Source organism: Polaromonas sp. P1_E3 (assembly GCF_056405935.1).
In genome coordinates, this window is record NZ_JBFUBD010000085.1 from 1 (window position 1) to 11,338 (window position 11,338).

Consider the following 11,338-nt stretch of genomic DNA (forward strand, 5'->3'; position numbering starts at 1 on the left):
AGCCCGCCCTGTCCGTAACGGCCATTGGAGTTAAACCCGTATCCCACCACCGGCTTGCCGTCCCGGACCACGTCCGTGATCACCGCCACCAGGCTCAAGGTCATCTTGCTGAAGTCGATGTACGCGTTGCGGATGGGTGAACTGATGGGCAGGGTCTTCTCTCTGATTTCAACGATTTTCATGGGCTGGCTCTATGACAGGTTGTGGTGAGGATCGTTATGATCGCGAAGGCTGCCGCATTTGACCAATGCTGTTTTTCTTCTCTTCAATGCTTTCAAAGCACTGGGCATGAATTTCTCCTGGCTCGAAGACTTTTCTGCGCTGGCCATCACGGGCAATTTTTCCCGCGCTGCCGAAGAGCGCCACATGACGCAGCCTGCTTTCGGGCGCCGGGTGCGCGCCCTGGAAGAATGGATCGGCGCAGAACTTTTCGACAGGAGCTCACAGCCCGTCCGTTTGACGGAAGCCGGCCAGTGGTTCCTAGGCATTGCCGAGGATTTGAAGGCCCAGGTGGCCCGCGTTCCGGGCGAGGCCCGGATCATCGCCGAGGCAAGCACACATTCCCTGCGGTTTGCGGCAACCCATGCTCTGTCGTTTACCTTCATGCCGGGTTGGCTGCGGAGTTTTGAAGCGCATACCATGGCCGGAACGATACACCTGGAGTCGGACGTGCTGGCGCGGTGCGAGGCGCTTATGGAGCAAAGCAAGGTGCAGTTTGTGGTGTGTCATGCACATCCTGGCGCTCCCGGGCGTCTTGAGTCCGGCGGTTTTCTCTCCATCCAGATTGGCGCTGACAGTCTCGTGCCGGTGACGGCCGTTAATGCCTCCGGCCAACCCCTGCACAGGCTGCAAGCGGGCAAGGCGCCGGTATCTCTTCTTGGCTACAGCGCCGAATCCGGGCTTGGCCGCATCTTGCGCGAAACAAGGTTTGAAGCCATGGAGAATGTCCTCACGCAAACGGTGTTCACCGCGCACCTGGCCTCGGTGTTGAGAACCATGGTCCTTGAAGGCCGGGGCGTCGCATGGCTGCCGCAAACCCTGGTTCATGACGACCTGGCAACGGGTCGTGTGGTCGAGGCGGGTGTGCCTGCGTTACGCGTCCCCGTTGAAATCAAACTCTTCCGGTCCCGAAACTCCATGGGGCGAGCCGCGGAGGCGCTTTGGGATGCGGTGACGAAGCCGGTCGGCGGTGCCAGTTGACGCGTGCCTCTAGCGCCCGCTCCTGGGCGGCTGAGGAAGTTTTGTTGAACCAGATCGGGGCGTCAAAGTGTGCTCACTCCAGCCACTTCTGGAAAAACTGCGCCTGGCCCATGGCCGGGTCAAGCTGATAGCCGGCAAAACCGATGCGTTCATAGAGCTTGATGGCGCTGCGGTTGCCCTGCAGTACTTCCAGCGTCAGTTTGCAGGCGCCGCGTTCGCGTGAAATCTCGTCCACCAGCGCGAGCATCTGCTCGCCGATGCGCTGGCCACGGTGGCCGGGCAGCACGGCCACGTCATGGATGTTGACGAGTGGACGGCAGGCGAAGGTGGAAAAGCCCTCAATGCAATTGACGAGGCCGACAGCCTTGTCGCCGCTGAAGGCCAGCACGCTGAAGGCATGCGGGCGTGCAGCGAGTTCCTTGACGAGATGCTTCTTTGCAAAATCGCTGAGCGGTTTGCCGCCGCCGGCCGGGTCCTGCGCGTAGGCGTCGAGCAATTGCACGATGGCAGCGGCATGCACGGGGTTGTGATAATCGGCGCGGCAAACCTGCAGCGGGCTTTGGGAAGGGTTGGAGGAGTCAGTCACGCGATGCGCCTTCAGTGCAAACAATCGGGTGATTCTAAAGACGGCGCGCGAAAACAAAGCGCAAAACCGGGATTTAAAGCCAGTACAACTCCTTGGCGTTGCCGCCCATGACAGCCGCCTGGCTTGCCACGTCAAGCGGCGCGAGCAGTTGTTGTGTTTCGCCCCACCACTGCGCGTAACTGCCGGCCAGCTCCAGCACCGGCCAGTCGCTCCCCCACACCACGCGGCGCGCACCAAAGCTTTTGAGTACGCGCTTGCCCCAGCGCGTGACGGCGCCGGCGGCCGGCTTTGGCCCGGCTTCGGTCATCAGGCCCGAAAGTTTGCAATAAGCCTGTGTTTCCCCGGCAATGCGCAGCAGGTCGTCGGCCCAGGGCTGCCATTGGCCCGCGGCAATGTCGGGTTTGGCGGCATGGTCTATCACCATACGCAAATGCGGGTGCCGGCGCGCCAGTGTCACGATATGCGGCAGGTGCACAGGCTTGACCAGCGCATCGAACACGAGGCCGCATTCCACCATCGCCTGCAGGGCCGGCGCCAGCGCAGGCTGCAGAATCCATTGCGCGTCGGTAATGTCCTGCAACATCGGGCGCAGGCCCTTGAGGCGGGGGTGGCGCGCCAGCGCTGCGATGCGGGCAGGTGCATCGGGCCCCAGCATGTCCACCCAGCCGACCACCCCCAGCACCCCCGGGTTCGCATCGGCCTGTGCCAGCAAAAAATGCGTTTCGGCTTCGGTGGCGGCGGCCTGCACCAGCACACCGCCCCGCACACCAAATGGCGCAGACTGCGCCTGCCAGTCCTTCACGGCCACATCGCGGTAGATCGGCGCCAGCTCCGGCGTCAACCAGCCGTAGTCATCGCGTGCCAGCTGCCAGCAATGAAAGTGCGCGTCGATTACCGGGAAGGACGTCATGGCGTCAACGCCTCGGGCGGCAACAGGCCCTGCGCGCGCAGTGCAGCCCAAAACGCCGGGGGAATCTGGCAGTTCACCATGGTTACGGCGTCCGTCCATTCGCCGGCTTTCCGGGCGCCCAGCATGAGGCTGTGCACGGCCGGGTGCGCCAGCGGAAACTGCAAGGCAGCAGCGCGCAGCGGAACAGCGTGCGCTTCACAAACCGCCTCGATTTTTGCGGTCCGCTCCACCCATTCGCGCGCAGCCGGTGCGTAATTGAAAGTGGCAGTGCCGCCGCGCGTCCCGGTGGCCAAAATACCCGAGTTAAATGCGCCGCCCAGCGCGATGCGCACACCGCGCGCCAGGCACTGCGGCAGCAAAACGGGCAGCGCACTGTGGTCCAGCAGGCTGTAGCGGCCGGCCAGCATCAGCACATCCAGCTCGGCTTCGCGCAATACCTCCAGCACGACGCCGACATCATTGGTGCCCAGCCCGATGGCGCGCACAAGGCCTTCGCGCTTCAGTTGCTGCAGTGCCGGCAGCGTTTCATCGATCAGCTGGCGCAGCACGGCCCCTGCATTGGCACCATGGGTTTGGACGTCCGGATCGTGGATGTAAACGCTGTCGAGCCGGTACATGCCCAGCCGCTGAAGACTGTCTTCCACGCTGCGGCGCGTGCCTGCGGCGCTGAAATCCCAGTGCTGGTTGAACGGCAGGATGTCAACATAACCGTGCTGGGCCGTCGCGGCACGGCCGTCGGGCGTCAGGATGCGGCCCACCTTGCTGGAGAGCGTGAAACTGTCCCGCGGCCGTCCGCGCAGCGCATCGCCCAAGCGCCGCTCCGACAGCCCGTGGCCATAGTGCGGTGCAGTGTCAAAACTGCGGCAGCCACCCGCCCAGGCGGCATCCACCAGAGCCCTCGCCTCTTCATCGCTCACCGGTGAGAACAAATTACCCAGCGGCGCGCCGCCGAGTCCGAGCCGGTGGGATATGGAACTGGAAGAGGTAGAAGTCATTTCAACAAGCCGGCAAACCGCGGTTGCGGGTAAACACCAATAAAAGTTCAGCGATGTTATAGCTAACATGTCAGTCATTAACCCCGGAGAAACCCGCAGCCTCAAAGCTGGGTGGGTCCGGGCGACTCTTATCTGATTGCTACTTTGTCGTTTCTGCCAGCCAATTTCTACTTTCGGGCTCACGCATGCTCAAGACCATTTCGCCACTGTTAACCCCTGACGCCCTGCATGGACTTGCCAGCATGGGCCATGGAGATGACGTCGCCATCGTGGACGCCAACTTCCCGGCCGCTGCCGTGGCGGCCCGGGGTGGCGCACGGCTGGTGCAGCTGGCGGGTGTTACGTCGCCGCAGGCATTGCAGGCCGTGCTGCAACTTCTGCCGCTGGACAGCTACGTGCGCGACGCTGCCTGGACGATGCAGGTGGTGGGTGATGCCGGCGCTGTGCCCGCCCCTGTCGCCGAATTTTCCGCGCTGCTGGCGCAGGCCGCCGAGCGGCCCGCCGCCACGCTGGAACGGTTTGAGTTTTATGCGCGTGCCGAAGCAGCCTTCCTGATCCTGCAGACGGGCGAGCAGCGCAAATACGGCAACATCCTGCTGCGCAAGGGCGTCATACCCGGCGACGCGAGCTGACCCATGAGCAGTACGGCGCAAGCGCCCCACGGGCCGCCCATCAGCCTGCGCGCGCAGGCCTATGAAAGTTTTCAGCAGCAAATAGTCGATGCCAACATTCGCCCCGGGCAGTTTGTTTCGCAGCGCGAGCTGATGCAGCTGCTGGGGATGCCTTTGGGCGCCGTGCGCGAGCTGATTCCGCGCCTGGAGGCCGAAGGCCTGCTCAAGACCGTGCCGCAACGCGGCCTGCAGGTTGCCCACGTAGACCTCAAGCTGATCAACAACGCCTTTCAGCTGCGCCGACTGCTGGAGCGCGAGGCTGCCACCCGCTTTGTCACCACCGTGTCCGATGCCGACCTCGCGGCCATCGAGCAGGCGCACCTGAACATCGTCAAGCGCGCACGGAAAAAAGCCATTGACGACAACCTGCTCAAGGACGCCACCGCGGTGGACTGGGGCCTGCATGACCTGATGATCGACGCACTGGGCAACGAGCTGATCTCCGAGGTCTACCGCATCAACAGCCTGCGTGTGCGCCTGATCAAGCTCGAAGGCTCGACCCTTTCACCCGACGTGCTGGTCCCCGCCATGGAAGAGCATCTCTGGTTTATTGAGGCGCTCAAGCGGCGCGACGCGCCTGCCGTGATCGAACGCCTGAGCCACCACATTGATAGCGCGCACCGACGTGTGCTAGGACTGCCGCGGCCCGATATGCCGTGGTCTTTGGAGACCCCTGAATGACGAGTTCCTTCCCCGCCGCTGAAAAATCCTTTCGCGGTATCTGGCCCGCCCTGCTGACGCCTCTTACGGCCAGCCTGGACATTGACCACGCAAAGTTCGCAACCCACTGCAAGGCGCTGATCGCCAGCGGTTGCCCCGGTGTGACAGCCTTCGGGACGACGGGAGAAGGACCCTCTTTCTCTCTGGCCGAGCGCAAGGAAGCCATCGAACAGCTCATCAAGAACGGCATTCCGGCTGCGCAGATCATGGTGTCCACCAGCTGCGCCGCCCTGCCCGAAACGCTGGAGCTCACGCGCCACGCCGTCAAGGCCGGGGTGCACGGCTGCCTGATGCTGCCGCCATTTTTCCTCAAGGGCGTGTCCGACCAGGGGATCATCGACAGCTACCGCTATGTGATCGACGCCATGGCCGGCACTCCGTTCAAGCTGTACCTGTACCACATCCCCCAGGTCACCGGTGTGCCGCTGTCGCACCACGTGATCCGGACGCTCAAGGACCTGTATCCCGAGACCATCGTCGGCATCAAGGACAGCGCCTGCACCACCGCACATTCGGTCGGCCTGTCCGATGCGTTCATGAAGGAGATGACGGTGTACGTCGGGTTCGAACCCGACCTGCCGGAGATGGGCCGCCGCGGCAGCACAGGCGCCATCAGCGGCCTGGCCAATTTCATGCCGCGCCTGGTCAAACGGCTGGTCACGGAGCCCGACGCGCCAGCCACGCCCGCCGAGCGCGAACGCGTTGTCGAGCTCATCGGCCTGCTCGGCCCCTACTCACTCATGCCCGCGCTCAAAGGGATCATGGCCATGCTGAGCGGCGACAAAGCCTGGCTGCGAGTGCGCGCACCACTGGTGGCATTGACGCCCGAGGAATATGCGGCGCTGGAAAAAACCATCAGCGCCTTCGGGATTAATACAAAATCCGAGTGACGCCGCGCCGGGCCGGTCCCGGTACGGTTTCAATCATTTCACGCGACTTCACGACAAAGCAAGGAGACAACATGACAGCTTCCCTCAAAGGTATTTTCCGCCGCAGCCTGCTGGGCACCGCTTCCGCCATTTTGCTGATGGGCGCCCTGCTGCCCGCCGCACAGGCACAGAACAAGGTCGTGCTGCGCGTCTCCACGCCGGCCGTGCCGGACGACTGGCATGCCAAGATGTGGACCGTCTTCAAGGAGAACCTTGAAAAGAGCGCGCCCGGCGAGTTCGATGTTCAGATCAACCTGAATGCATCGCTCTTCAAGCAAGGCACCGAGCCCGCCGCCATGGCGCGCGGCAACCTTGAGCTGTCGTCGATTTCCGCCTTTGACATCGCCAAGCTGGTGCCCGAGTTCTCGATCTTCACGGCCGGCTACATCGTGCGGGACCCCGACCACCAGCAAAAGGTGTTCAACGGCCCCATCGGCACCGAGATGTTCAAGCTGGTCGCCGACAAAATGGAAGTGACGCCGCTGTCCACCGTGTACCTCGGTACGCGCCAGGTCAACCTGCGTGAAGCCCGCAACGTCAAGGTTCCGGCCGACCTCAAAGGCGTGAAACTGCGCATGCCCGGCTCCAAGGAATGGCTGTTCCTGGGCGAGGCATTGGGCGCCACGCCGACGCCGCTGGCTTTTGGCGAGGTTTACCTGGGCCTGAAGACCGGCACCATCGACGGCCAGGACAATCCCCTGCCTTCCGTGCGCGCCGCCAAGTTCTATGAAGTGACCAAGCAGATCGTGCTGACCAGCCACCTGGTGGACGGCATCTTCATTGCGATTTCCAACAAGGCCTACAACGCCATGAATGCGGCGCAAAAAACCAAGGTCAAGGCAGCTGCACAGGCCGCTTCCGTCTACAACAATGAAAACCGCATCAAGGAAGAAGGCCAGCTCGTCGAGTTCTTCAAGAAGGAAGGCCTGACCGTGACGACGCCTGATGTGGACGCTTTCCGCAAGACAGTGCAGACGACTTACCAGAACTCCGAGTACGCCAAGGCCTGGCCTAAGGGCCTGCTTGAGCGCATCAACAGCACAAAGTAATCCTGCCGGATGACCCGAAAACAACCATGAAAAGCTGGCTCCAGAAAACCGCCAATCTGATTGGCGGCGGACTCTTCCTGACCTTGTTCATCGTGTTCGTGATCCAGATCACGGCGCGGTTTTTATTCAACAAGCCGCTGGCCTGGACGGATGAGGCCGCCGTGATCCTCTACGTCTGGGTCATCCTGTGGGCCGCCGCCGTGGTGGTGCCTGAACGTGAGCATGTGGTTTTCGACCTGGTCTGGAACAACATGCCTTACCGCGGCCGGCAGGCCATGGCGATTACCGGCAACCTGCTGGTCGGTGGCCTTGCGGCCTGGGGCATTCCGGGCTGCTGGGACTATGTTCACTTCATGGCCCGTGAAGGAACGCCCGTGCTGGGCGTGTCTTTCCAATGGGTTTTCATGCCTTTTGTGCTGCTGCTCGCCGCTCTGGCGGTGCGCTCGGCCTGGGCGATCTGGAATGCGATCCGTGGCAAGGGTCTTGAAGCGGAGCTGCGGATATGACAGGCGCTATCTGGGTATTGGTTGGGGTGCTGGCGGGCGGCATGCTGCTGCGCATGCCCATCGGTTTTTCGATGATCGCGGCGGGCATCGGCTACCTCGTGGTCAAGGGCCAGGACATCGGCCTGGTGGCCGAGCAGATCGGTAACGGCCTCTACAACAGCTATGTGCTGCTGGCGGTGCCGCTTTTTGTGTTCGCCGCCAACATCATGAATGCGGGCACGGTCAGTGAACGGATTTTTGACTTCTGCCGCATCCTGGTGGGCCGCTTTCGCGGCGGCCTGGCGCAGGTGGATATTTTGGTAAGCGTGATTTTCTCCGGCATGAGCGGCAGTGCGATCGCCGACGCGGCCGGTCCCGGCCTGGTCACGATTCGCCAGATGCTGAAAAAACCGGAATACACACGCGGCTTTGCCGGCGCGGTGGTGGTAGCCAGCGCCACGCTGGGCCCGATCATCCCGCCGTCGATCCCCAWGGTGATTTACGCGCTGGTGTCGGGCGCTTCAGTCGGTGCCCTCTTCCTGGGCGGCGTGGTGCCGGGCTTCCTGATGGCCGGGCTGATGATGGGCGTGGTCGCGGTCATCGCCAAAAAGCGCAACATGCCGCGCGACGAGCCCGTGCCCCGCTCGGAATGGGCCGGCCTGATCTTCCGTGGTGCGCTGCCGTTGTCGATGCCCATCGTACTGTTGGGCGGCATTTACTCCGGCATCTTCACGCCGACCGAAGCCGCTGCCGTGGCCGCGCTGCATGCATTGATCCTGGCGGCGCTGGTGTTCCGCGCATTGACGTGGCGCAGCTTCTGGGTCGTGGTGATGGAATCCACACGCGCCAGCGCGGTGATCACCATGATCCTGGCCGGCTCCTTCATGCTCAACTACGCCTTCACCGCCGAAGGCGTGCCGCAGGCCATGGCCGCGTGGGTCGACAGCATGCACTTCTCGCAGATCGGCTTTTTGCTGATGGTCAACGTCATGTTCCTGGTGCTGGGCTGCTTCCTCGACGTGTCGGTGCTGCTGCTGGTGTTTGTGCCCATGCTGCTGCCGGCGGCCAAGCTGCTGGGCGTGGACCTGGTGCACTTCGGCGTGCTGGTGGTGCTCAACATGATGATCGGCCTGATCCATCCGCCTTTCGGCATGCTGCTGTTCGTGACCAAGGCCCTTACCGGCATTCCCATCGGCGAAATGATGAAGGAAGGCTGGCCTTTCCTTGTCATGCTGTTGTTGCTGTTGCTGGCCATGACCTGCTTTCCCCAAATTGTGCTGTGGCTGCCGCAGACCATGGGTTACGGAGCCAAATAAATGAGCGCCAGGGCTGACGAAGACGCCGATGTCGTTTGCGTTGCCAGCTGGAACGCTGACCTTATCTCCCGTGTGGAGCGGCCCATCGCACGCGGTGAAACGCTGATGGCCACCGATTTCAGCATCAGCCCGGGCGGCAAGGGCAGCAATGCGGCGGTGGCCGCTGCCCGCCAGGGTGCGCGCGTGGCACTCATTGCCCGTATCGGCGACGACGATTTCGGTCGCATGGGAATGAAGCTTTGGCAGGACGAAGGCATAGCCACCACACACGTCGAGCAAGTAGCCGGTGAGCGCAGCGGCGTTGCGCAAATCCTCGTCTACGAGGACGGCGACAACAGCATTGCGGTGTATCCCGGTGCCGGCAAAGGCCTGGCCGCGCGGCWTGCGCAGGCCGCGCAGCAGGTGCTGGGCGCTTGCCGAGTCGTCATGGCTTCGTGCGAGGTGCCTGCAGACGCCACGCTGGAAGCCTTTCGCCTGGCCCGCGGGGCAGGCGCCATCACCATACTGAACCCCGCACCTGCGCGCCCGCTGCCTGACGAGCTTCTGGCGCTGGTCGATGTGMTCACGCCCAATGAAAATGAACTCTACCTGCTGGCCGGTGCAGCGCATACCGGTTCGGTGGACGACGCTGCCCTGCAGCTGATCAACCGCGGTACGCGCGCCGTGCTCGTCACGCTGGGCGCTTCCGGTTGCCGGCTCTTCCACGCCGGCAAGCCGCCCGTTTCACTGCCGGGCCGCCCCATGGCCGTGCGCGACACCATTGGCGCGGGCGACACCTTCACCGGCGCGCTGGCCGCCGCGCTGGCGCGCGGAGAACCACTGTCTGTTGCCATGCAGTGGGCCAACGCGGCTGCCGCGTTGTCCGTGACGCGGCACGGCGCCATCGACGGCATGCCGTCCTCCGCAGAAACCGCGGCGTTGCTTGCGTAGTCGTTGTTATTGAAAAAAATGGCCGTAGCCCAATGACAACGGGCGCAAGCAGCTATTAAAACAATAGCAACCAGCCAATCCAGGCCGACCTCCCGTTGTTGCCCGCAACCGTGTAGGCCAATCGCCGCTTTACCGGATATTTACGCGCCTCTTTCAGGCGCTTTATCTGCGTCCACAAGGCTTGCAGTGATAATTATTGAGCGCCGTCAGGTGGACCCGAGGGCTTTGGCTGCCGGCGCAAGAATCACCATCAAACACAAAAAAATGCTGCGCCAGCCCTTCTGGCACAGCGGGCACCCAAGGACAGCTGATGGACCCGAAAGCCGACACGCCGGAAAGCGGCGCCCCTACCCCTCCCCGTAGACGACTGAGCCGCCGCGCGTCCATCATCGGCAGCGTGATCGCCGTGCTGGCGCTGGCCGGCACCGGTTGGCTCGCCTGGCACCTGACCCATCCTTCCACAGACACGCCGGCGGGCGGCGGCCCCGGTGGAGCCTTCAGGCGCGGCGCACCGGCTACCACGGTAGGCGTCGCCACCGCCGAGAAGTCCAGCATCCCGATCGTCCTGGAAGCACTGGGCACCGTCACTCCCCAGGCTACCGTCAGGGTCCGGCCCCAGGTTTCCGGCGTGATGGAAAAGGTCCTGTTCAAGGAAGGCCAGATGGTCAAGGCCGGGGAACTGCTGGCCACCATTGACCCACGCCAGTTTGAGATGGCGCTGATGCAGGCCGTGGGCCAGCGCCAGCGCGACGAKGCGCAGCTTGACAGCGCCCGCGTCACGCTGCAGCGCTTCAAGACCCTGCTCGAGCAGGACTCGATTGCGCGGCAGGAAGTCGACACCCAGGCTGCGCTCGTCAAGCAGCTGGAAGGCACAGTCGTCATCGACAAGGCCAACGAAGGCGCGGCACGGCTCAACCTGGGCTATACCCGCGTGGTGGCGCCCGTCAGTGGGCGCGTGGGCCTGCGTACCGTGGACGTCGGCAATGTGGTGAGCAACAGCGACGCCAACGGCATTGCGCTGATTACCCAGGTCAGCCCGATTGACGTGGTCTTTTCCGTCCCGCAGGACCGGGCGGGCGAGTTGCAGCAAAACGCCGCTGGAAGCACTGCCATGAAAGTCGTTGCGCTGGACCGCACGCGCACCGCCACACTCGATACCGGCGTTTTTGCCTCGCTCGACAACCAGGTCGACACCACCACCGGCACCGTCCGGGCCAAGGCGCGCTTTGCCAACAGCAAACTCACGCTGTTCCCCAGCCAGTTCGTGAACGTGCAGCTGCAGGTCAAGACACTGGAAGACGCGGTGGTGGTGCCTGTCACCGCCGTCCGCCTGGGCAGCACCGGGGACTATGTCTATGTGCTGAACGCCGCCGACCGCACGGTTTCCCTGCGGCCGGTGCAGCGCGGCCAGGCCACCGCCGAAAAAATCGTGATCACCTCCGGGCTGAAGGCCGGCGAGCGCGTGATCACCGAAGGGGCCGACCGCCTGAAGGACGGCGCCAGCGTGGTGCTGCCGGGCGACGCGCCCGGCGCCGGCATGGGCGGCA

General features: G+C 63.4%; 12 protein-coding genes and 1 pseudogene. 9 read left to right on the top strand and 4 right to left on the bottom strand.

Going from position 1 to position 11,338, the window contains the following annotated elements; translation table 11 throughout:
* Positions 1 to 182 (bottom strand): annotated as a pseudogene (locus AC1D0Z_RS11470) (mandelate racemase); the annotation flags it as partial.
* Positions 183 to 288: 106 nt separating this feature from the next.
* On the opposite strand from AC1D0Z_RS11470, the gene AC1D0Z_RS11475 reads away from it, so the two are divergent.
* Positions 289 to 1,200, top strand: coding sequence for a LysR family transcriptional regulator (locus tag AC1D0Z_RS11475; protein WP_477658373.1), 912 nt, complete (start codon positions 289 to 291; stop codon positions 1,198 to 1,200).
* Positions 1,201 to 1,273: 73 nt separating this feature from the next.
* Here the strand turns inward: AC1D0Z_RS11475 and AC1D0Z_RS11480 are convergent, their stop codons facing one another.
* The 3 genes from AC1D0Z_RS11480 to AC1D0Z_RS11490 form a co-directional block, all read right to left on the bottom strand.
* The gene (locus tag AC1D0Z_RS11480) at positions 1,274 to 1,786 is read right to left on the bottom strand and encodes a GNAT family N-acetyltransferase (RefSeq protein WP_477658374.1); all 513 of its coding nucleotides are present in this window, start codon (positions 1,784 to 1,786) and stop codon (positions 1,274 to 1,276) included.
* A 73-nt stretch (positions 1,787 to 1,859) separates the two neighbouring features.
* On the bottom strand, positions 1,860 to 2,696 hold the full coding sequence (locus AC1D0Z_RS11485) for an amidohydrolase family protein (RefSeq protein ID WP_477658375.1): 837 nt from the start codon (positions 2,694 to 2,696) through the stop codon (positions 1,860 to 1,862).
* Positions 2,693 to 3,691: an aldo/keto reductase gene (locus tag AC1D0Z_RS11490; RefSeq protein ID WP_477658376.1), complete on the bottom strand. Its 999-nt coding sequence runs from the start codon at positions 3,689 to 3,691 to the stop codon at positions 2,693 to 2,695. Before AC1D0Z_RS11490 ends, AC1D0Z_RS11485 begins: the two co-directional genes overlap by 4 nt.
* 185 nt (positions 3,692 to 3,876) lie before the next feature.
* Between AC1D0Z_RS11490 and AC1D0Z_RS11495 the strand changes: the two genes are divergently transcribed.
* The 8 genes from AC1D0Z_RS11495 to AC1D0Z_RS11530 form a co-directional block, all read left to right on the top strand.
* On the top strand, positions 3,877 to 4,323 hold the full coding sequence (locus AC1D0Z_RS11495; RefSeq protein ID WP_477658377.1) for an RbsD/FucU family protein: 447 nt from the start codon (positions 3,877 to 3,879) through the stop codon (positions 4,321 to 4,323).
* A 3-nt stretch (positions 4,324 to 4,326) separates the two neighbouring features.
* Positions 4,327 to 5,043: a GntR family transcriptional regulator gene (locus AC1D0Z_RS11500; RefSeq protein ID WP_477658378.1), complete on the top strand. Its 717-nt coding sequence runs from the start codon at positions 4,327 to 4,329 to the stop codon at positions 5,041 to 5,043.
* Positions 5,040 to 5,972, top strand: coding sequence for a dihydrodipicolinate synthase family protein (locus AC1D0Z_RS11505; RefSeq protein ID WP_477658379.1), 933 nt, complete (start codon positions 5,040 to 5,042; stop codon positions 5,970 to 5,972). The genes AC1D0Z_RS11500 and AC1D0Z_RS11505 overlap by 4 nt, the downstream gene beginning before the upstream one ends.
* 71 nt (positions 5,973 to 6,043) lie before the next feature.
* Positions 6,044 to 7,060 (top strand): sialic acid TRAP transporter substrate-binding protein SiaP, encoded by a 1,017-nt coding sequence (locus AC1D0Z_RS11510; RefSeq protein WP_477658380.1) that lies wholly within the window; start codon positions 6,044 to 6,046, stop codon positions 7,058 to 7,060.
* Between the two features lie 26 nt (positions 7,061 to 7,086).
* Entirely contained in the window at positions 7,087 to 7,566 is a 480-nt protein-coding gene (locus AC1D0Z_RS11515; protein ID WP_477658381.1) for a TRAP transporter small permease, read from the top strand.
* Positions 7,563 to 8,861: a TRAP transporter large permease gene (locus AC1D0Z_RS11520; protein ID WP_477658382.1), complete on the top strand. Its 1,299-nt coding sequence runs from the start codon at positions 7,563 to 7,565 to the stop codon at positions 8,859 to 8,861. The genes AC1D0Z_RS11515 and AC1D0Z_RS11520 overlap by 4 nt, the downstream gene beginning before the upstream one ends.
* A complete protein-coding gene (locus AC1D0Z_RS11525; RefSeq protein ID WP_477658383.1) occupies positions 8,862 to 9,791 on the top strand; it encodes a ribokinase in 930 nt (309 codons plus the stop codon).
* Positions 9,792 to 10,101: 310 nt separating this feature from the next.
* A partial coding sequence (locus tag AC1D0Z_RS11530; protein WP_477658384.1) for an efflux RND transporter periplasmic adaptor subunit occupies positions 10,102 to 11,338 on the top strand: 1,237 nt, incomplete at its 3' end.